The organism is Enterobacter sp. H2G27, assembly GCF_054403075.1.
Genome location: NZ_JBSVSI010000001.1, coordinates 1,851,195 through 1,870,110, shown reverse-complemented (window position 1 = coordinate 1,870,110; position 18,916 = coordinate 1,851,195). Strand labels below are relative to the sequence as shown.

Here is an 18,916-nt window from a genome sequence, read left to right as displayed (position 1 = left end):
CGACCCTCTCCCACAGGGAGAGGGAGAAAACCCGGCAAGGGTTTAACCGGAAATCTGCTCCATCGCCTGCAGAATACGCTTATCCGAAATCGGATACGGCGTACCGAGCTGCTGGGCAAAGAAGCTGACGCGCAGCTCCTCGATCATCCAGCGGATCGCCTGCACGTATTCATCGTCGCGGCGGGCAGGCGGCAGTTTGTTGAGCCACTGCTGCCACGCCTGCTGGACGCTCTCCACTTTCAGCATCTGCGCGCGATCGCGGTGCGGATCGATGGCCATCTTCTCCAGCCGTTTTTCAATCGCCTGCAGATAGCGCAGCGTATCGCCGAGACGATTGAAGCCGTTGCCGGTCACAAAGCCGCGGTAAACCAGGCCGGTCATCTGCGCCTTCACGTCTGACAGCCCGAGCGCCATGGTCATATCCACGCGCCCCTTCAGGCGCTTGTTGATATTGAACACGGTGGTGAGGATCTGCTCCACCTGCTTCGCGATGTCCACCACGGTGTCGTTCAGCTCCGCGCGCACCTTTTCATGAAGCTGGGCAAAGCCCTCTTCCGTCCAGACCGGACCGCCCGCCTCGTGGATCAGCTTGTCCACGCCGCAGGAGATGCAGTCGTCAATCAGATCCAGCACCTTGCCGTACGGGTTAAAGTAGAGCCCCAGCTTGGCCTTGTTCGGCAGCTTCTCGTGCAGATATTTAATCGGCGACGGGATATTAAGCAGCAGCAGGCGACGCAGCCCGCGCCACATCATCTGCTGCTGTTCCTGCGGGTTATCAAACAGTTTGATTGCCACGCTGTCGCGCTCGTCCACCAGCGCAGGCCAGGCTTTGACCTTATAGTTGCCGCGCTTCTGTTCGTAGCTTTCCGGAAGTTGGCCAAAGCTCCAGATATGCAGCCCGCTCTGCTCGATGCCGTCGTCGGCCACCGCAGAGAGCGTCTCCTGGACTTTGCCTTTCAGCGCCTCTTTCAGCTCGCTCAGGGAACGCCCTTCCAGCAGCTTTTTGTTTTTATCGTCCACCACGCGGAAGCTGATTTTCAGGTGATCGGGCACCTGATCCCAGTTCCAGTCGTCGCGGTCGATGGTCGTCCCGGTCATGCGGCGGAATTCACGCTCCAGCGCGTCCAGCAGCGGCAGCTCCAGCGGCGTGACGCGGCCCAAAAACGCTTCCGCGTAGTTTGGCGCAGGCACAAAGTTGCGGCGCACCGGTTTCGGCAGGGATTTGATCAGCGCAATCACCAGCTCGCGGCGCAGGCCGGGGATTTGCCACTCGAACCCGCTCTCGTCCACCTGGTTTAACAGCGGCAGCGGAATGTGGACGGTCACGCCGTCCGCGTCTGCCCCTGGCTCAAACTGATAGGTCAGACGCAGCTTGAGGTTGCCCTGATGCCAGAAGTTCGGGTAGTCGAGCTTGCTGACCGACTCCGCTCCCTCTTTAATCAGCATGCTCTTTTCAAAGTTGAGCAGGTCCGGCGTCTCTTTGCTGGCCTTCTTCCACCAGCTGTCGAAGTGGCGGGCAGAGATAACATCGTGGCTGATGCGCTGGTCGTAAAACTCGAACAGCGCTTCATCATCCACCAGGATGTCGCGGCGGCGCGATTTATGCTCCAGCTCTTCCACTTCGGCGCGCAGCTTCAGGTTTTCACGGAAGAAGGCGTGCCGCGTCTGCCAGTCACCCTCCACCAGCGCGTGGCGGATAAACAGCTCGCGGCACAGGGCCGGATCGATCTGGCTGTAGTTGACCTTACGCGCGGCGACCACCGGCAGGCCGTAAACGGTCACTTTCTCGGTCGCCATCACCGCGCCCTGCGCGCGCTCCCAGTGCGGTTCACTGTACGAGCGCTTAAGCAGATGCTGCGCCACCGGCTCCACCCATTCCGGATCGATACGGGCCGCAATGCGTCCCCACAGGCGGCTGGTTTCCACCAGCTCCGCGACCATGGTCCACTTCGGCGGCTTCTTGAAAAGGCCGGAACCCGGGAAGATGGCGAAACGGGCGTTGCGCGCGCCGGTATACTCCTGCTTCTCGGCGTCCTTCATTCCAATGTGGGACAGCAGGCCGGTCAGCAGCGCGATATGGATTTCGCGGTACTCCGCCGGTTCGCTGTTCACCGGAATGCCCAGCTCTTTCACCACCTGGCGCAGCTGGGTGTAGATATCCTGCCACTCGCGCACGCGCAGGTAGTTGAGGAAATCCACGCGGCACTGGCGGCGGAACTGGTTCGAGGAGAGCGCTTTCTGCTGCTCGCCGAGGTAGTTCCACAGGTTCACGAAGGCGAGGAAATCGGACTCTTTGTCGTGGAAGCGGCGGTGCTTTTCGTCAGACGCCTGCTGTTTGTCCATCGGGCGCTCGCGCGGGTCCTGAATGGAGAGCGCAGAGGTGATGATCATCGCCTCGCGCACGCAGCCGTGCTTTTGCGCTTCCAGAACCATGCGCGCCAGACGCGGGTCGACCGGCAATTGACTGAGCTGGCGGCCCAGCGGCGTCAGCTTGTAGACCGTCGCCTGCTCGTCGGTGGTAATCGCCCCGAGCTCTTCCAGCAGACGCACGCCGTCCTGAATGTTGCGTTTATCCGGCGCTTCGACGAACGGGAACGCCGCGATGTCGCCCAGCCCCAGCGCGGTCATCTGCAGGATAACGGACGCCAGGTTGGTGCGCAGAATTTCCGGGTCGGTAAACTCCGGGCGCGACAGGAAATCATCTTCGGAATAGAGACGAATACAGATCCCTTCCGACACGCGGCCGCAACGGCCTTTACGCTGGTTTGCGGACGCCTGAGAGACCGGCTCAATCGGCAGCCGCTGGACCTTGGTGCGGTAGCTGTAGCGGCTGATGCGCGCCGTGCCCGGGTCGATAACGTATTTAATTCCCGGCACGGTCAGCGAGGTTTCCGCCACGTTGGTCGCCAGGACGATGCGGCGCCCGCCGTGCGGCTGGAAGACGCGGTTCTGCTCGCTGTTGGACAGACGGGCGTACAGCGGCAGGATCTCGGTATGGCGCAGGTCGCGCTTGCTGAGCGCATCGGCGGTGTCGCGGATTTCGCGCTCGCCGCTCATGAAGATCAGAATGTCGCCCGCGCTTTCGTTACCCAGCTCGTCAACGGCATCAAAAATGGCCTGCAGCTGGTCGCGCTCGGTATCATCCGCCTCTTCCACAATCGGGCGATAGCGCACTTCCACGGGGTACGTGCGTCCTGACACCTCGACGATCGGCGCATTGTTGAAGTGCTTCGAGAAGCGCTCCGGATCGATGGTCGCGGAGGTGATGATGATTTTCAGATCCGGGCGGCGCGGCAGCAGCTCTTTCAGGTAGCCGAGCAGGAAATCGATGTTCAGGCTGCGCTCGTGCGCTTCGTCAATGATGATGGTGTCGTACTGCATCAGCAGGCGATCCTGCTGGATTTCCGCCAGCAGAATACCGTCGGTCATCAGCTTGACCATGGTGTTATCGCTCACGTGGTCGCTGAAACGGACCTTGTAGCCGATGCAGCCGCCCGGCTCCGTCTGCAGCTCTTCGGCAATACGGTTGGCAACGGTGCGCGCCGCCAGACGACGCGGCTGGGTGTGGCCAATCAGGCCTTTGATCCCGCGGCCCAGCTCCATACAGATTTTCGGCAGCTGGGTGGTTTTCCCCGAACCGGTTTCACCCGCGACAATCACCACCTGGTGGTCGCGGACGGCCTCAAGGATGTCCTGTTTTTTCTGGCTGACGGGCAGGTTTTCCGGGTAGGTAATCGCCGGTCGCGCGGCTTCGCGCAGCAAGACTTTCCCTGCCGCCTGTTCAATCTCTTTCCCCATCTCCTGGTAAATGGCCTGCTGAGCATCAGGATTTTTAACCTTCTTAACGCCGTGCAGACGGCGGGCGAAACGCTGTTTGTCGCGCAGCATCAGAGAATCGAGCTGTTGCAGGAGGATCGGGAAGGTGAATTTTTGTTGTTCTGTCATAGCGTTAAAGGGCAGTACACGCCCTGATAAATTCTCTTTTTAATGATTGCTATAGAGTACCACAATGACGCCTTTCGCGCCTTATTCAAAAAATTCGAACATAGGCTTCGATATATTGCGCTATCTCTATGGCAGGATTGTGAATAGAGTGTCAACAAGCAACGGGGCAACCCCCTTCAATCAAATGCAAAAACAGGAATCACCCATGAGCAAAGTATTAGTTTTGAAATCCAGTATTCTGGCAGGGTACTCTCAGTCTGGTCAGCTGTCTGATTACTTCGTTGAACAGTGGCGTGAACAGCATTCTGCTGACGAAATCACCGTGCGTGACCTGGCTGCAAACCCAATTCCTGTGCTGGATGGCGAGCTGGTTGGCGCGCTGCGCCCAAGCGATGCACCGCTGAGCCCACGTCAGCAGGAAGCCCTGGCGCTCTCTGACGAGCTGATTGCCGAGCTGCAGGCGCACGACGTTATCGTCATCAACGCCCCAATGTACAACTTCAACATCCCTACCCAGCTGAAGAACTACTTCGACCTGGTGGCACGCGCTGGCGTAACCTTCCGTTACACCGAGAATGGCCCTGAAGGTCTGGTGAAAGGCAAACGTGCGATCGTACTGACCAGCCGTGGCGGCATCCATAAAGACACCCCAACCGACCTGGTTGCGCCGTACCTGAGCCTGTTCCTGGGCTTCATCGGCATCACTGACGTGAACTTCGTGTTCGCTGAAGGTATCGCCTACGGTCCTGAAGTGGCGACCAAAGCGCAGACCGACGCGAAAGCCGCTATCGACAGCCTGGTTGCAGCGTAAGACTTCACCCTCTCACCGCCCGGTGGGAGGGTTTTTCTTTTCCCCCGCATTTCGTTATCATCCGCTCCCACTCTCCAGCCGGGCGGCCTGATGTCTGCGATCATTGATTCTTTTATTGCCCCACCGTGTCACGATGACATTCAGATCCTCTGGCAGGATGAACATCTGCTGCTGATCGATAAGCCTTCCGGCCTGCTCAGCCTCTCGGGAAAAAATCCGCAAAACCTTGATTCCGTTCACTATCGTCTGGTCCAGACCTTCCCCGGCTGCACGCTGGTACACCGCCTGGACTTCGGCACGTCCGGGCTGATGGTGGTTGCGCGCAATAAGACCATCAACGCGGCACTGTGCCAGCAGTTCAGCCAGCGTAGCGTGGAGAAAGTCTACAGCGCCCTGCTTTGCGGACATGTGGAAAATGACGAAGGTGTAATCGATGCGCCGATTGCCAAAGACCCGGCGCTGTTCCCGCTGATGTCGATCTGCGCCATCACCGGGAAACCCGCCCGCTCCCGCTACCGGGTGATGGAACGGTTTTATCAGGAGACGGGACTGCCGTTAACGCGGGTTGAACTTACTCCGGAGACCGGGCGAACCCATCAGCTGCGTATTCACTGCCAGGGGCTGGGGCACCCGATTCTGGGCTGCGATCTGTATGGTGGTCTTGACGTACCGGGCGCTGAAGGAACGCCCCGGCTGATGCTGCATGCCAGCGAGCTGAATTTTATTCATCCCGTGAGCGGAGAGCCGGTTAACGCCCGACACGCCGCCCCGTTCTGAACGCGTTTTACCACATCAAATCGTCAGGGATTTTGAAGTCAGCGTACGGATCGTCTTCGTCCTGCTCTTCCTGGCTGAGCGCGCTGTTTAACACGATGCTGTCGGCATCGCGCTGGGCAATTTTATCGGCTACCACCGCCGGAATAATCGCGTATTCGCAGTCGCCGCTGGCGTTAATCACCAGACGGGCAATCGCCAGACGGCCGTTGATCAGCTGAGCCTGGGTTTGCTTGTCGACGTCGATTTTTTTGATCAGATTACCGTCGGTGAAGTTAAAGGTGATGTTGCCTTTCGCCACGGTGATGCGGTTCATCTCAATCAGCTGTTTCACCTGCGCCTTAAACTCTTTCGCCATCACGGCCTGCTTCTGCTGCTCGCTCAGCAGCTTGTCACGCTCGATCTGCGCCTTCTTGTTCTCTTCTACCGCTTCCCGAGCCTCACGCGCCTGAACGCGTGATTTCTTTGCCGTGCGCTGCACTTTCGCCGCTTTCTTGCTGCTGACCAGGCCCGCTTTCAGCATCTGCTCTTGTAAGGTGAGTTTTGTCATGATTGTTTCTAAACCGGTTGGAAATTTTGGGGATTATAGCGGGAATTACAGAGCGTGTGCCAGAGAAGTAGGCATCGCGTTTTGTCGCCTGAGCCTTGTTTATTCTTTATTCAGCGTTTACTAGTGGTATAGCCGCAAGAGTGATTAAAAATTGTCAGGTCATTTTCTTAAAAAAAAATGAGCAACTCATAAATATGATGTGAGTTGAATATCTGTACCCGCTTCAGGCTTAGGCTGCTTTTCTCTTATTAAAAGAGCAAGGAGAAAATATGACCTTAAAAGGAACAATGCTGCTTAACGGTGCTGACTATGCGCCTTTTAACCTGCACGGCGTCGGCGTGTTTATGGCCCATTCCGGGCAGGGTATTTACAGAAACAATGGATTATGTGGTGCTGTTAAAGGCTCAGGCCCAATTCCCCCAGGGAAATACTGGATTGTTGACAGAGGGACTGGAGGTTTCTTTTCAGGGTTAAAAGCGAAGGTTCAGGATCGGTGGAACAAGGTTAGATCCGGGGCAGAATTTGGCCGCGATGAGTGGTTTGCTTTATACAAGGATGACTGGGGTATCGATGATGGCACCTGGATTGATAACGTCTATCGGGGTTTGTTTCGGCTGCATCCGGGTACGCTATCTGAGGGATGTATCACGATTGCCCATGATTCTGATTACGCATTGATCCGCAATGCTCTGATGAGTACGGAACTTATTCAGGTTCCCTGTATGCGTTCATTGATGGCACGCGGCTGGGTTGAGGTGATTGAAAGTGGCTACACCAACGCTTGTCCGTAAATGGGGCCTCAGGCTATTCAAAACGGTCTGGTTTATATGCATCAGCATTATAGTAGGCCGCATATTGGGACCCGCTGAACGCTATCTTGATCATGACGTGGCCTCATCTATATGTGATTTTATTTATGGCGACGTGAATGCAGAAACAATATATGACACATATACCAATATCGATATTTTAATCGTACTGACCCTCGCAACGGTTATTTATCGCTTAACAACACTGCTACTCAATAAAATAAGGAAATAAAGAATGCCAATTCCTCCCTACATGTGGCTAAAAGACGATGGTGGAGCAGATATTAAAGGTTCCGTTGATGTTCAGGACCGTGAAGGTAGCATTGAGATCATAGGGCTGAGTCATGGCCTTAACCTACCGGTAGACAGCGCTAACGGCAAGATCACCGGCACGCGTCAACACTCATCCATGCGGATTGAAAAGGAGGTTGATAGCTCCACGCCCTATCTCTATAAAGCAGCATCTACCGGTCAGGCGCTTAAAAGCGCTGAAATCAAGTTCTATCATATTAATGATGCCGGACAGGAAGTCTGTTATTACACCGTCTTGATGGAGAACGTAAAGGTTACGGGTGTTAACTGCAGCGTGCCGAACGTGAAGATCGCTGCCAACAATAAAATGAACCATATTGAAAGCGTAAGTTTGCAGTACGAAAAAATCACCTGGCGCATTGTCGACGGCAACATCATGCACAGTGACGCCTGGAACGAACGTCCTACAGCATAACGCTAAGGGGCGCGATGCCCCTTACTCTTCCTATGCCAGCATGTGCGCAACACTGTTCATGAACTTCCCTCATGTTGCATTGAAATTAAGTCACTTCCCCTGCGCCGCGGGCTAAGGCATAAATTATGCATCGGTAACTTCTTAGCAACATGAACTTAGGATGCATAACCACAATGAGCAAAGCTTTCACATATTCCCTTAAGCGCAGTTGCTTCGATGAGAATTACAACCCGTCTGAAAATACGCGTACGACCACCAACTTTGCCAACCTGGCGCGCGGGGAAAAACGTCAGGAAAACCTGCGCAATACGCTGGTGATGATCAACAACCGCTTCAACGCTCTGGCGCGCTGGGATAACCCAAACGCCGATCGCTATGCGGTTGAGCTTGAAATCATCTCTGTCGATTTGAACATTGGCGCGGAAAAGCCATTCCCGGCTATTGAGATACTGCAAACCACTATTGTCGACAAGAAAAACAACCTGCGCATCCCTGGCATCGTCGGGAATAACTTCTCGTCTTACGTGCGGGATTATGATTTCAGCGTCCTGCTGCTGGAGCACAACAAGAACCAGCAGCACTTCAGCATCCCGGAAAAGTTTGGCGAACTGCACGGTAATATTTTCCGCCATTTTGTGCGTTCACCGGAATACAAAGAGAACTTCAAAAAAGGACCGGTGATCTGCCTGAGCGTATCCAGCAAAGATACCTATCGCCGCACCGGCAACCAGCACCCCGTGCTGGGCGTGGAGTATCAGCCGGACGGCGAGTCGCTAACGGAACAGTACTTCGCGAAGATGGGCCTGAACGTGCGCTACTTTATGCCGGAACACAGCGTGGCGCCTTTCGCCTTCTTCTTCACCGGGGATTTGCTGAGCGACTACACCGATCTCGAACTGATCGCCACCATCAGCACGATGGAGACGTTCCAGAAGATCTATCGCCCGGAGATTTATAACGCCAACTCGGCGGCCGGGCTGTGCTACCGACCGGATCTGAACCAGCAGGATCACTCCTTAACCAAAATTGTGTATGACCGGGAAGAGCGAAGCCGTCTGGCGATTGAACAGGGTCGGTTTACCGAAGAATACTTTATTAAGCCTTACAAACACATTATTGAGCAGTGGTCTGATAACTACACGCTTTAATACATTAAAAAAGGTCTTTTATTATGAAAACATTGCTCCCGACTTCTACCGCTGGCAGCCTGCCAAAGCCGACCTGGCTTGCGCAACCTGAAACGCTGTGGTCACCCTGGAAATTACAGGATCAGGAACTGCTGGCGGGCAAGCAGGATGCGCTGCGCCTGTCTCTGGATGAGCAGATCCGTGCGGGAATCGATATCGTCAGCGACGGGGAACAGACCCGTCAGCACTTCGTCACCACCTTCATTGAACACCTGAGCGGCGTTGATTTTGAGAACCGCCAGACGGTTCGCATTCGTAACCGCTATGACGCCAGCGTGCCGACCGTAGTTTCTGCGGTTGCGCGCCAGAAACCGGTCTTCGTCGACGATGCCAGGTACCTGCGCCAGCTTACGGACAAGCCGATCAAATGGGCCCTGCCGGGGCCGATGACCATGATCGACACCCTTTACGACGCGCACTATAAAAGCCGCGAAAAGCTGGCCTGGGAATTCGCCAAAATCCTCAACCAGGAAGCGCGTGAGTTAGAGGCCGCGGGCGTGGATATTATCCAGTTCGACGAACCGGCGTTTAACGTCTTTTTTGACGAGGTCAATGACTGGGGCATCGCCGCGCTGGAGCGCGCCATCGAAGGGCTGAAGTGCGAGACCGCGGTCCACATCTGCTACGGCTACGGCATCAAGGCCAATACCGACTGGAAAAAGACGCTCGGATCCGAGTGGCGCCAGTACGAAGAGGCCTTCCCTAAGCTGCAGACCTCTAACATCGACATCATCTCCCTGGAGTGCCACAACTCCCGCGTGCCGATGGATCTGCTTGAGCTGATCCGAGGTAAAAAAGTGATGGTTGGCGCGATTGACGTAGCAACCAACACGGTTGAAACGCCGGAGGAAGTGGCCGATACGCTGCGTAAAGCGCTGCAGTTTGTCGATGCGGACAAGCTTTATCCGTCAACCAACTGCGGCATGGCTCCCCTCTCCCGTCAGGTGGCTAACGGCAAGCTGAGAGCACTCAGCGCTGGCGCAGAGATTATCCGCAAAGAGCTTGGCGCGTAATCCCTTACGTTTGCCAGTACGGCGGCGTACCAAAACGCTCAACGTAATAATCAATTACCGCCCTGACGTTCAGGGGCGGATGTCGGGCATCAGGGTAGATCGCCGCGATCGCCTGCTGTTCCGTATTGATGGCGCACTCCAGCGCGGGCAGGAGCGGAATCAGCTCACCGCGCTGGAGCGGCTCGCTCACCAGCCAGTCCGGAAACAATACAATCCCCATCCCGCCCCGCGCCGCAGCCAGCAGCGCCTCCGCATTATTCGAGGTCATCAATGGCGTCACGGGATAGTGTCTCCACGCCTCGCCCGCCCTGCGCAACAGCCAGCGGTTAGGCCCTGACGATCCGCGATAGACCAGACAGTGATGGCGATTCAGATCGTCCGGCCCTTCAGGCGCACCGTGTCTACGCACGTAATCTGGCGACGCGGCCAGATGATACACCTGCTGCCCGAACACCCGCGCGTGAAAAGATGAGTCCGTTAGCACGCCAATCCGGAAGATCACGTCGGCGGCATCCCGGTGCGGGTCGATAAAATCATCGGTCAGCGTCAGCTCTACGTTCAGGCGGGGATAGCGTTCCGACAGGCCGGGAAGGCCGGGCGCAATGTGCTTCTGGCCGAAAAACACCGGTCCGTTAATGCGGATCGCACCGGACGGTTCCACCGCACGCGCGTCCAGCTCCCGTCGCGCCTCTTCCAGGTTTTCCGCCATTGACCGGGCGTAGCGGATAAACAGATGACCGCTTTCCGTGGGAATGACGGCCCGCGTATTGCGATAGAAAAGCTGCTGCCCGAGCGCATCCTCAAGCTGGTGGATCACGCGCGATATCTGCGAGGCCGAAATGCCCTGCCGCCGCGCCACAACGGAGAAATTCTGCGCTTCATACACGTCGATGAAGATCAGCAGCGTGCGGATGTTGATGTTGCTGGCGTCGACCATTAATGCAAATCCTGCAAAGGTGTTTCCAGCATTATGGCATTTTTCTCACCAGGCTCGCGACGTAATCTTCTTCGCCTGAAAACGGAGGAAGAAGAATGCAGTTTGTTTTGATTTTACTGGTGATTGCTGGCGGGATGGGCCTCTCCGTCGAGGCGGGGCTGCTGGGACCGCTGGGGGGAAAAGTCGGAGATTTATGGGCGACGTTCAGCATTTTTGGCGTCGGCGCCGCGCTGACGTTTCTGCTGATGCTGTTTTTCAGCCCGCGCAACAGCCCGTCGTTTTTCGCACAGCCCGGCTGGCAGCTGCTCGGCGGCGTGCTCGGTCCGGTATACGTGGTCATCCTGACCGTGGCGACACCCGCCATCGGCATCGCCATGACCATGATTGGCATTCTGGCCGGCCAGGTCTTTAAAAGCCTGATCATTGACCACTATGGTCTGCTGGGTTCGCCGCACAGGAAGATAAACGCGAAGCGCATTATTGCACTGGGGTTCATCATTGCGGCACTTGTTCTGGTCGCACAGGGGTAACGTATGACGCTGATTATGATTCTTCTGGCCGTCTGCGGCGGCGCGACGCTGAGCATTCAGGCCGCCATTAACGGCCAGCTTGGCAGCAGCGTGGGCGTATTCAAAAGCGCCTTCCTGACATTCTCCGTCGGCGCGCTGGTGACCGCCCTGCTGATTTTCTTCTTTGAGCCTAAGCAGGCCGTCAGCCTGCTGGACGTGCCGAAATGGCAGCTTCTCGGGGCAATGTTTGGCGTGCCCTATATCGTGATAATGGTCCTCGCCGTACAGCGCATCGGCACCGCCGTCGCCACGGTGGCGGTCATATTCGGCCAGCTCGCCATGAGCATGTTGATTGATAACTTTGGCTGGCTGGGTAATGCCGCTATTCCCTTTTCGCCGAGCCGTCTGGGGGCGGTAGTCTGCCTGGGTATTGCTCTCTGGTTCATCTACTCGAGCAGTAAAATTCACAGCACCCGCGACTAGACTCATGTCTTACGGGTAAAGAACAGCGTTACCGTGGCGACGGTAACGCCCAGCTTCTTCATCTCGGTTTTATTAAACAGATGGTTCTCATCCTGCAGGTACATCCAGTCGTCAAAGTTCAGTAGCCACGTGCTCCCGTTGGCCTTCACGTTCATGCTGTAATGCCAGTTGAACGCGTTGCCGGCGGCCTGCCCCGTCGCCACCCCTTCGATATCCCCCGCCGTTCCCTCGTAGCGATCGTTCCCCAGGCGCCGGATATGCCAGACCCGCTGCTGCTTCTCACCGTCGTCATAAACGAAGTGCTCGTTGAGCGTCAGCGTATCGCCAATCACATCCCCGGCAATCTCAACGTGAAAGCGGCGGATCTGCTTGCCGCTGCGATCCTGCACCATCCCCCACGCTTCAGTTTTACCCTGGAAGTAGTGGAAGATATCCAGCCGCGGCTGCTGCTGGCGGTACTCGGTCACCTCCGTGCTACAGCCCGCCAGAAGCATCGTCAATGCCAGCGCCATCATCAGAAAACGTTTCATTTTTGGCCTCCGATTAACTGCTGACGCAGTTCAGGATATTGCGTGCGGGGATCGAGCCAGATGGCCAGAAAGCGGGTGCTGAACGCTTCTGACTGGCGTGGTCCCAGGGGAATAAAGGTTTTCTGAAGGGTCGGATCGCGATACCAGAACTGCCCCTGCTTATCGTTGAGAACAAACGCCAGCTGTGAGCCCTGTCGGACATCAGGCCACAGCGACTGGAGCATCCGCAGCCAGGCTTCGCTTTGCGCTTCCTGCGCCAGGATACCCTGCGCCTGCCACTGGTCGCGGGTCGCCTCGACCAGTTCATCGCGATCGATGTCGCGCGCATAGGTAATAATCAGCGCCTGATCCTGGCCCTCCCGACCGTAACGCCCGTCCGGAGTACGCAGCTGGGAGGTATAGACCGTGAACGGCCCCCAGGTAAGCGTGGCGTCGCCCACCTTCCGCCACGCCAGCCAGTCGGCGGCCTGGCCAACGGGAACAACCAGCGTCAGACAAAGCAGCAAAAATGCAGCTTTCATTTTTGTCTCCCCATCAGCAGGTGGAAAAACAGCATCAATACCAGCCACCCCGGCGCCATCCAGCTGACGACGATAAAGGTTGGCTCCAGAAACGTGATGGCACCCAGCCGCTCGCCAATCAGGTACGCTACCGGGCCTCCCACGGCGGCAAGCAGGGTCAGCAGCCAGCCGGGCAACGTGGTGGTGCGCGTAAGCTGCGTCCAGACGGTGGCAAACATCAGCCACAATGCCACCATCCATAGCGGCATCAGGGAGTCGCCCGTAAAGGCAATCAGTCCCGTCAGCGCCCAGAGCGTATCCAGCAAACTTCCCGCCGCGGCCAGCCCAATGGCGTAAAAACGGTATACAGACGGCAAAAGCAGGCACGCCAGAACCGCCAGCGCGAGCCAGATAATCAGGCCCTTTTCGCGAAAGAGCACCACCAGCGTCCAGTAAAGATCGAACGCGACGGCCAGCAGAAAGACCTGAAGATATCGTTTCATACGCGCTCGGCGGTCAGCTGCACCACGCTGATGGTGCGGGCGTTAAACCCGGCTTCGCAGTAGCCAAAGTAGTACAGCCACATACGGCGAAACCGCTCATCGAAGCCGAGCTTTTCAATCTCCTGCCAGGCGTGGACAAAGCGCTGCCGCCAGAGGGCCAGCGTGCGGGCGTAGTCCGGTCCCATGTCGAAAAGATTGCGCACCACGAAATCGGTGTGGCGCGTCATCAGCTCGTTCATCGCGGTGATGCTCGGCAGGAAGCCGCCGGGGAAGATGTAGCGCTGGATAAAATCGACGCTTTTGCTGTAGTCGCGATAGCGCTGGTCCTGAATCGTGATGGCCTGAATCGCCATCCGTCCTCCCGGGCGCAGCCGCGCCTGGCAGGTACGGAAGAACGTGGGCAGATAGCGCTGACCGACGGCTTCAATCATCTCTATCGAGACTAGCTTGTCGTACTGTCCGGTGAGGTCGCGATAGTCGCAGAGCAGCACCTCGACCCGATCCTGCAGTCCGGCGCGCGCAATTCGCTCGGTCGCCCAGACGTATTGCTCCTGTGACAGCGTGGTGGTAGTCACCCGACAGCCATAACGACGGGCCGCGTATTCCGCCATCGCGCCCCAGCCGGTACCGATCTCCAGCAGGTGGTCATTCGGTTCTAGCATTAACTGGTCACACATGCGCGCCATTTTGGCCTGCTGGGCCGCCGTCAGGTCCTGCTCGTCCTCCGTAAACAAGGCGCTGGAATAGAGCAGCTCTTTATCCAGAAAATGGGCGTAGAAGGTATTGCCCAGATCGTAATGAGCGGCAATATTTTCACGCGCCTGCGCGCGGGAGTTACGCCGCGTCCAGTGGCGCAGACGCTCCAGCGGCCTGCCGAACAGGCGGAACCCGTTTTCCAGACGGCCAAGCACCTCGCCGTTGAGCGCCAGCAGTTCCAGAAGCGGCGTAAGGTGCGTGGTTTCCCATTCGCCGTCCATCCAGGCTTCTGCGGCAGCAAGGCTACCGCCCGTTAAAACTCGCCAGTAAACGCCGGGCGTGAGGATTTGTACGTCGGCGTGCAGCGCGGAGGATGTCTCGCCAAAATGGAAGGTCTGCGCCCCTTCACGCAGGGTGAGCGAGCCGCCGCGGATACCGCTTAACAGACGAAAAAGCAGCCAGCGCGCGATGCGCACGTTGCGCGGGATATCGGGTTCTAACGCAAAGACGGGATCGGTCATGAGCGTTCACTCCTGCTGACGGGATGGTTATACAGCGGCACGCGCTTGAGCCAGAGCCGCAGCGCCTGCCAGTAGATGGCAAAAACAGTTTTCAGGGTCATAAGCGGGACGCGAACCAAAAGCGAACGCAGCGCCGGGCGCGTCAAAGGCTCCCGGCGCAGGGCCAGCGTGGCGTCAAAGACCTTCGCTTCCTGATGATTTTCAATGTGCATATGCAGCGTGTTGTCCGGGTCGTTAAAGCGCCAGTGGTAGGTCATGTCCATCGGGTTAAAGGGGGATACGTGAAACGCTTTTTCCGTGGGCTGTGCATTCTGTCCGTTGACGGCATAGTAATGACGTTCATTCCACGGCGTGTTTCGGACCTCCGCCAGCACCCAGCGCAGCGTCTCCTTCTCGTCATAGCAGTAGTAAAAGTTGACCGGATTGAAATGAAAGCCGAAATAGCGCAGCTGCGTCAGGAGCATGACCCGCCCGTCCGGACGTTCTCCGGTCAGGCTCTCCAGCCTGCTGAGCACGTTCTCCTTAAGCGGCGTGCCGAGCGGATAGTCCGCGTCGTGGAACGAGGCGGCGGCAAAGCGATTGTGCCGTACGCCGACGGACGGCAGCAGCGGCAGTTCATCGAGATCCAGCCAGGCCATAAAGACGCTGTAGCTGAATTCGTGGTTTTTCGGCTGGAGGCGGCGGTGGCGTAATACGCCGTGGTAGAGGCAGCTGTTCATCTTAGTTCCCCTCTCCGGCCGCTATCGCATTGACCACGTCCAGCGCGCTGCGCACGCCATCCTCATGAAAACCGTTGTACCAGTAGGCCCCGCAGTACCAGCTCCGGTTATGACCGTTGATCTCGCCGCGCCGCGCCTGCGCCCGCCAGCTTTGCGGGTTAAACAGCGGATGTTCATAAACGAAGCGTTGCAGAACGAAGCGTTCATCTACCGGTGCGTCAGGGTTCAGGGTGACGCAGAACAGCGGACTGCCCGCAGGCAGCCCCTGCAGAATGTTCATGTTGTAGGTAACACAGGCGCTGGCCTGCTCCTGCGCGCTCAGGCGGTAGTTCCAGCTCGCCCACGCGCGCGGCCGCACCGGCAGCCAGCGCGGGTCGCTGTGCAACACAACCTCGTTGCGCTGCCAGCCAATATCGCCCAGCACCTCGCGCTCTGCGGAGGTGGGATCGTCAAGCATCGCCAGAGCACTGGCGGAGTGGCAGGCAAAAATCACCCGATCGAAAGTATGGCTGCCGTTTTCAAGCTGAAGCGTAACCCCGTCCTCGTGGCGGCTCACCCGCTGCACCGGTGAATTGAGATGCAGCGTCAGCCGATCGCCTAATTTGTCCAGCATCGCGCGGATATACTCTCGCGAGCCGCCCGGCACCACGTACCACTGCGGGCGATGGGTGATATCCAGCAGCCCGTGATTCTGGAAGAAACGTAAGAAAAGCGGCAGCGGGAAGCGCTTCATCTCCTGCAGCGAGGATGACCAGATCGCGGCTCCCATCGGCAAAATATAGTGGCGCGCAAAAAACGGCGTAAAGCCGTGCTGGTCCAGAAACGTCTGCAGCGTGGCGTTCGGGTCCACCTCCCCGTCCAGCGCCTGTTTTGCCAGACGATTGAAGCGGACGATCTCGCCAAGCAGACGCCAGAACGCCGGATTCACCAGGTTGCGACGCTGGGCAAACAGCGACGTCAGGGTGTGACCGTTGTACTCCAGCCCCGTTTCGGGGTTGTGTACCGAAAAGCTCATCTGCGTTTTTTGCCCGCTGATGCCCAGCTCGCTGAGCAGGCCCATAAAGCGCGGATAGGTGCGGTCGTTGTAGACGATAAAACCGGTATCGATCGCGTATGTGCCCTGGGGCGTCGTCACGTCAACCGTTGCGGTATGGCCGCCCGGTGTGGATCCCGCTTCAAACAGGGTCACCTGATGATGCCCGGCCAGGCGCCAGGCGCAGGTCAGCCCGGCAATGCCGCTGCCGATAATCGCAATGTTCATGAACGCACCATCCTGCGCAGCAGCGCGCGCTGTAGAAACGCAGGCAGCCCGGAGAGCAGCCGCAAAATGAAGCCAAACCCGGACGGAAACGCGATGTGCATTTTCCCGGCCGCCAGACCGATACGGATCGCCTTCACCGCCTCGTCGACGGTCACCCTGCCCGGCATGGCGAAATCGTTTTTTTGCGTCAGGGGCGTATCGACAAAGCCCGGGGAAACAACCGTCACGGCAATGCCTTTTGGCTCCCAGTCCAGGCGCAGGCTTTCGGCAAACCAGCTCAGCGCGGCTTTGGACGCGCCATAGGCCTCTGCACGCGGGAAGGGAAGCCAGTGGGCCATCGAACTCACCAGCACCACGCGGTTACCGGCAACCAGCTGCGGCTGTAGCGCCTCAAGGCAGTTCACCGGCCCGAGGAAATTGGTGTTCATGATCCGCTCTACCAGCGCTGCGTCCACCACGCCCTGGTCGAGATATTCGCAGGTTCCGGCGCAGAGAATAATCAGATCGGCGTAACTGCCGGTCAGCGCCTGGCGACAGGCGTCCCGGTCCGTCATATCGAACAGACGAACGGTAAGATTGGGGCAGGTCTGATGCAGCGCTTCCAGACGCGCCGGATCGCGCCCGCAGGCAATCACATGGTAGCCGTCAGCGGCAAAGGATTTTGCCAGCCCGGCGCCAATGCCCGAGCTTGCGCCGGTAATCAGCACCGTCTTCATGATTTAACCCTCCGCTTCACGCCGCGTACCGCCCAGCCCAGCAGAGGGAGATGCTCGTAGATCATCTCTCCCGCGTCGTAGTAGTCGCGCTGGCGCGTGATGAGATCGTTTTCCGTCTCCACCACCGAGCACCCCGGCAGATCGAGCGGCTCACCTCCGGCAATGCGCGGATGCGACCAGTGCATCACCCAGGTGACAACAAACCGGTTCCCACTGCACAGCGGCGGATCGATAGAAAAACGGCAATTCTCGACGTTGGCCAGCAGATGGGTGAAATAGCGCTGGAGCGCAAAAATACCGTCATGCTCGCCGAACGGATCGACAAGCGTGGCGTTTGAATGGTAAAGCCCGACCAGAGCGGACGGCGGCTGGCTATCCAGTGCGGCGTAGTACTCAACAAACCGACTCACGACAGAGGGCAAAGTGCTCATGGGTCACATCCTGGCTGTAAACAACGTGGCGTAATCGCATACTTAAAACTTACACAATTAACGTTATTTGTCCAAGTTTGTGCAAAATTATTTTTTATTACTTATAAATATCAACAACTTGATAACTCAATCATTTGACGTTTTTGTATGCCGGGTAAGGCGTAGCCGCCAACTGGCTTTCACTTTCAGGTTATCCTTAAGGCAAATTCAGCGGTCATCTTCCAGGCTTATCCTTTTTATTCATAAGGATGCCTGACATGAAACGTTTCTTTCTCTCCCTTTTCTCCAGCCCGGAATCCTTACTGCAGGTGATGAGCCAGCAGGAAATTATTGAAGCCGTCGAAGATGGCGATCGCATCATCATCGACCAGGACGGGAACGCCTCCGTTAACTACAAAAGCAACGAGGTGCGGCAGGATTTTCTGCGTCACGTCAACATGCTGAAGAGGGCCTGATATGGGAACGGCGATATTTATGGTGCTGATGGTCTGCGGGTACTGGTACACCAGCCGCGACCTGTCGACCCGCTTTAAAATCAAGCGTTCCTTCGGCTGGGACGTCTATTTTCTTGTGGCGCTGTACGGCTGTATTTTCGTTCTGCAGGGGGTGATTGCCACGGGTCTGCTCTGGCTACTCTTGCTCGCCCTTTCCGCCGCCAATAACGCTTTTCACTTTGCCTCACCGAAATACACCGACTGGCAAATCGACTTTATGAACTGGAGTTTTTTGGGCATTCAGGCGCCGGTTGTCGTGATGCTGGCGTTCGCCATCCTGTTTTGCCTCTACCGCTCTAACTGGGCAGGCAGCGCCAGGCTGGACGGCGAAAGCCGGAAAAAGCTCTACAAACGTCTGGCGCAGTCGAGCGGTATCGAACAGCTGCTATACCAGTGTATGGAACAAGGCGAGCTGGCGCAGGTCACGCTCCGCTCGAGACGGATTTACGTCGGCATGATCCACACCGCGACGCTGGAATATGAAAAAACGGCCAATATCGTGCTGATCCCGATGTTGAGCGGGTACCGGGATGCGAAGACGATGAACCTGCGCATCGAGAATAATTACAGCAGGTGGTATGCGGAGCATGACATTACGCTCGACTCTGAACCCCGCAGCGCCATGTCATTCCGCAAGGTGATTTTACTCAATCAGATTGAGAGCATCTCGCTGTTCGATCCCGCAAGCGCCAGCGCGCTGTCGCTGGCACAGCGGGACGAGAGCCCTGGCCCTAAAGAGACATCCCCATAATTTTGAGTACGCTCTGCTGGGAAGCGTACAGGACAAAAGGCGAATGACA

At 57.2% G+C, this 18,916-nt stretch carries 21 protein-coding genes; 10 read left to right on the top strand and 11 right to left on the bottom strand.

From position 1 onward, the window contains the following. Positions 1 to 42: 42 nt before the first annotated feature. Positions 43 to 3,945, bottom strand: a complete 3,903-nt coding sequence (hrpA, locus tag ACW9E7_RS08945) for an ATP-dependent RNA helicase HrpA (protein WP_367897268.1) — start codon at positions 3,943 to 3,945, stop codon at positions 43 to 45. 205 nt (positions 3,946 to 4,150) lie between these two features. On the opposite strand from hrpA, the gene azoR reads away from it, so the two are divergent. Then, positions 4,151 to 4,756, top strand: coding sequence for an FMN-dependent NADH-azoreductase (gene azoR, locus ACW9E7_RS08940; protein WP_008502313.1), 606 nt, complete (start codon positions 4,151 to 4,153; stop codon positions 4,754 to 4,756). A 90-nt stretch (positions 4,757 to 4,846) separates the two neighbouring features. Beyond that, a complete protein-coding gene (locus ACW9E7_RS08935) occupies positions 4,847 to 5,533 on the top strand; it encodes an RluA family pseudouridine synthase (RefSeq protein ID WP_367897267.1) in 687 nt (228 codons plus the stop codon). Positions 5,534 to 5,540: 7 nt separating this feature from the next. On the opposite strand, the gene ACW9E7_RS08930 is transcribed toward ACW9E7_RS08935, so the two are convergent. Next, entirely contained in the window at positions 5,541 to 6,080 is a 540-nt protein-coding gene (locus ACW9E7_RS08930; protein WP_115875000.1) for a DUF2058 domain-containing protein, read from the bottom strand. Between the two features lie 269 nt (positions 6,081 to 6,349). Here ACW9E7_RS08930 and ACW9E7_RS08925 point away from each other — a divergent pair, with 269 nt between their 5' ends. From ACW9E7_RS08925 to ACW9E7_RS08910, 4 genes are all read left to right on the top strand, one after another. Beyond that, complete coding sequence (locus tag ACW9E7_RS08925; protein ID WP_458727610.1) at positions 6,350 to 6,871, top strand: DUF2778 domain-containing protein; 522 nt, start codon at positions 6,350 to 6,352, stop codon at positions 6,869 to 6,871. 253 nt (positions 6,872 to 7,124) lie between these two features. Continuing rightward, a complete protein-coding gene (locus tag ACW9E7_RS08920; RefSeq protein ID WP_047651223.1) occupies positions 7,125 to 7,616 on the top strand; it encodes an Hcp family type VI secretion system effector in 492 nt (163 codons plus the stop codon). A 173-nt stretch (positions 7,617 to 7,789) separates the two neighbouring features. Next, the gene (locus ACW9E7_RS08915) at positions 7,790 to 8,764 is read left to right on the top strand and encodes a DUF1852 domain-containing protein (protein WP_458727609.1); all 975 of its coding nucleotides are present in this window, start codon (positions 7,790 to 7,792) and stop codon (positions 8,762 to 8,764) included. A 23-nt stretch (positions 8,765 to 8,787) separates the two neighbouring features. Further along, positions 8,788 to 9,816: a methionine synthase gene (locus ACW9E7_RS08910; RefSeq protein ID WP_111964677.1), complete on the top strand. Its 1,029-nt coding sequence runs from the start codon at positions 8,788 to 8,790 to the stop codon at positions 9,814 to 9,816. Between the two features lie 4 nt (positions 9,817 to 9,820). Here ACW9E7_RS08910 and ACW9E7_RS08905 read toward each other — a convergent pair whose 3' ends face one another. Continuing rightward, positions 9,821 to 10,753: a LysR family transcriptional regulator gene (locus ACW9E7_RS08905; RefSeq protein WP_458727608.1), complete on the bottom strand. Its 933-nt coding sequence runs from the start codon at positions 10,751 to 10,753 to the stop codon at positions 9,821 to 9,823. Positions 10,754 to 10,848: 95 nt separating this feature from the next. On the opposite strand from ACW9E7_RS08905, the gene ACW9E7_RS08900 reads away from it, so the two are divergent. Continuing rightward, on the top strand, positions 10,849 to 11,283 hold the full coding sequence (locus tag ACW9E7_RS08900) for a DMT family transporter (protein WP_127730743.1): 435 nt from the start codon (positions 10,849 to 10,851) through the stop codon (positions 11,281 to 11,283). Between the two features lie 3 nt (positions 11,284 to 11,286). After that, entirely contained in the window at positions 11,287 to 11,745 is a 459-nt protein-coding gene (locus ACW9E7_RS08895) for a DMT family transporter (RefSeq protein ID WP_127730741.1), read from the top strand. A gap of 2 nt (positions 11,746 to 11,747) precedes the next feature. Here the strand turns inward: ACW9E7_RS08895 and ACW9E7_RS08890 are convergent, their stop codons facing one another. Genes ACW9E7_RS08890 through ACW9E7_RS08855 form a run of 8 tightly spaced genes read right to left on the bottom strand, consistent with a single transcriptional unit; the run spans position 11,748 to position 17,622 of the window. After that, the gene (locus ACW9E7_RS08890; protein WP_111964680.1) at positions 11,748 to 12,275 is read right to left on the bottom strand and encodes a DUF3833 domain-containing protein; all 528 of its coding nucleotides are present in this window, start codon (positions 12,273 to 12,275) and stop codon (positions 11,748 to 11,750) included. Further along, positions 12,272 to 12,796: a hypothetical protein gene (locus tag ACW9E7_RS08885; RefSeq protein WP_458727607.1), complete on the bottom strand. Its 525-nt coding sequence runs from the start codon at positions 12,794 to 12,796 to the stop codon at positions 12,272 to 12,274. The genes ACW9E7_RS08890 and ACW9E7_RS08885 overlap by 4 nt, the downstream gene beginning before the upstream one ends. Beyond that, positions 12,793 to 13,278, bottom strand: coding sequence for a DUF2878 domain-containing protein (locus ACW9E7_RS08880; RefSeq protein WP_111964682.1), 486 nt, complete (start codon positions 13,276 to 13,278; stop codon positions 12,793 to 12,795). The genes ACW9E7_RS08885 and ACW9E7_RS08880 overlap by 4 nt, the downstream gene beginning before the upstream one ends. Next, positions 13,275 to 14,495, bottom strand: a complete 1,221-nt coding sequence (locus ACW9E7_RS08875; RefSeq protein WP_458727606.1) for a class I SAM-dependent methyltransferase — start codon at positions 14,493 to 14,495, stop codon at positions 13,275 to 13,277. Before ACW9E7_RS08875 ends, ACW9E7_RS08880 begins: the two co-directional genes overlap by 4 nt. Then, entirely contained in the window at positions 14,492 to 15,214 is a 723-nt protein-coding gene (locus ACW9E7_RS08870) for a DUF1365 domain-containing protein (protein WP_458727605.1), read from the bottom strand. Before ACW9E7_RS08870 ends, ACW9E7_RS08875 begins: the two co-directional genes overlap by 4 nt. A gap of 1 nt (position 15,215) precedes the next feature. Further along, positions 15,216 to 16,475 (bottom strand): NAD(P)/FAD-dependent oxidoreductase, encoded by a 1,260-nt coding sequence (locus ACW9E7_RS08865; protein WP_458727604.1) that lies wholly within the window; start codon positions 16,473 to 16,475, stop codon positions 15,216 to 15,218. Further along, positions 16,472 to 17,191 carry an SDR family NAD(P)-dependent oxidoreductase gene (locus ACW9E7_RS08860; protein WP_458727603.1) on the bottom strand — a complete coding sequence of 240 codons (720 nt, stop codon included), beginning with the start codon at positions 17,189 to 17,191 and terminating at the stop codon, positions 16,472 to 16,474. Before ACW9E7_RS08860 ends, ACW9E7_RS08865 begins: the two co-directional genes overlap by 4 nt. After that, entirely contained in the window at positions 17,188 to 17,622 is a 435-nt protein-coding gene (locus tag ACW9E7_RS08855) for a nuclear transport factor 2 family protein (RefSeq protein WP_115874988.1), read from the bottom strand. The genes ACW9E7_RS08860 and ACW9E7_RS08855 overlap by 4 nt, the downstream gene beginning before the upstream one ends. A gap of 257 nt (positions 17,623 to 17,879) precedes the next feature. Between ACW9E7_RS08855 and ACW9E7_RS08850 the strand changes: the two genes are divergently transcribed. Together ACW9E7_RS08850 and ACW9E7_RS08845 are read left to right on the top strand one after the other, a co-directional pair. After that, a complete protein-coding gene (locus tag ACW9E7_RS08850) occupies positions 17,880 to 18,077 on the top strand; it encodes a hypothetical protein (protein ID WP_023311615.1) in 198 nt (65 codons plus the stop codon). A gap of 1 nt (position 18,078) precedes the next feature. Then, positions 18,079 to 18,867: a hypothetical protein gene (locus ACW9E7_RS08845; RefSeq protein WP_115874987.1), complete on the top strand. Its 789-nt coding sequence runs from the start codon at positions 18,079 to 18,081 to the stop codon at positions 18,865 to 18,867. Positions 18,868 to 18,916 lie beyond the last annotated feature (49 nt).

Coding starts and splice junctions, on each gene's coding strand:
- ACW9E7_RS08855 (WP_115874988.1), bottom strand. CDS start 17,622: ATGAGCACTTTGCCCTCTGTCGTGAGTCGGTTTGTTGAGTACTACGCC.
- ACW9E7_RS08880 (WP_111964682.1), bottom strand. CDS start 13,278: ATGAAACGATATCTTCAGGTCTTTCTGCTGGCCGTCGCGTTCGATCTT.
- ACW9E7_RS08910 (WP_111964677.1), top strand. CDS start 8,788: ATGAAAACATTGCTCCCGACTTCTACCGCTGGCAGCCTGCCAAAGCCG.
- ACW9E7_RS08865 (WP_458727604.1), bottom strand. CDS start 16,475: ATGAACATTGCGATTATCGGCAGCGGCATTGCCGGGCTGACCTGCGCC.
- ACW9E7_RS08845 (WP_115874987.1), top strand. CDS start 18,079: ATGGGAACGGCGATATTTATGGTGCTGATGGTCTGCGGGTACTGGTAC.
- ACW9E7_RS08935 (WP_367897267.1), top strand. CDS start 4,847: ATGTCTGCGATCATTGATTCTTTTATTGCCCCACCGTGTCACGATGAC.
- azoR (WP_008502313.1), top strand. CDS start 4,151: ATGAGCAAAGTATTAGTTTTGAAATCCAGTATTCTGGCAGGGTACTCT.
- ACW9E7_RS08890 (WP_111964680.1), bottom strand. CDS start 12,275: ATGAAACGTTTTCTGATGATGGCGCTGGCATTGACGATGCTTCTGGCG.
- ACW9E7_RS08905 (WP_458727608.1), bottom strand. CDS start 10,753: ATGGTCGACGCCAGCAACATCAACATCCGCACGCTGCTGATCTTCATC.
- ACW9E7_RS08895 (WP_127730741.1), top strand. CDS start 11,287: ATGACGCTGATTATGATTCTTCTGGCCGTCTGCGGCGGCGCGACGCTG.
- ACW9E7_RS08875 (WP_458727606.1), bottom strand. CDS start 14,495: ATGACCGATCCCGTCTTTGCGTTAGAACCCGATATCCCGCGCAACGTG.
- ACW9E7_RS08850 (WP_023311615.1), top strand. CDS start 17,880: ATGAAACGTTTCTTTCTCTCCCTTTTCTCCAGCCCGGAATCCTTACTG.
- hrpA (WP_367897268.1), bottom strand. CDS start 3,945: ATGACAGAACAACAAAAATTCACCTTCCCGATCCTCCTGCAACAGCTC.
- ACW9E7_RS08870 (WP_458727605.1), bottom strand. CDS start 15,214: ATGAACAGCTGCCTCTACCACGGCGTATTACGCCACCGCCGCCTCCAG.
- ACW9E7_RS08915 (WP_458727609.1), top strand. CDS start 7,790: ATGAGCAAAGCTTTCACATATTCCCTTAAGCGCAGTTGCTTCGATGAG.
- ACW9E7_RS08860 (WP_458727603.1), bottom strand. CDS start 17,191: ATGAAGACGGTGCTGATTACCGGCGCAAGCTCGGGCATTGGCGCCGGG.
- ACW9E7_RS08925 (WP_458727610.1), top strand. CDS start 6,350: ATGACCTTAAAAGGAACAATGCTGCTTAACGGTGCTGACTATGCGCCT.
- ACW9E7_RS08900 (WP_127730743.1), top strand. CDS start 10,849: ATGCAGTTTGTTTTGATTTTACTGGTGATTGCTGGCGGGATGGGCCTC.
- ACW9E7_RS08920 (WP_047651223.1), top strand. CDS start 7,125: ATGCCAATTCCTCCCTACATGTGGCTAAAAGACGATGGTGGAGCAGAT.
- ACW9E7_RS08930 (WP_115875000.1), bottom strand. CDS start 6,080: ATGACAAAACTCACCTTACAAGAGCAGATGCTGAAAGCGGGCCTGGTC.
- ACW9E7_RS08885 (WP_458727607.1), bottom strand. CDS start 12,796: ATGAAAGCTGCATTTTTGCTGCTTTGTCTGACGCTGGTTGTTCCCGTT.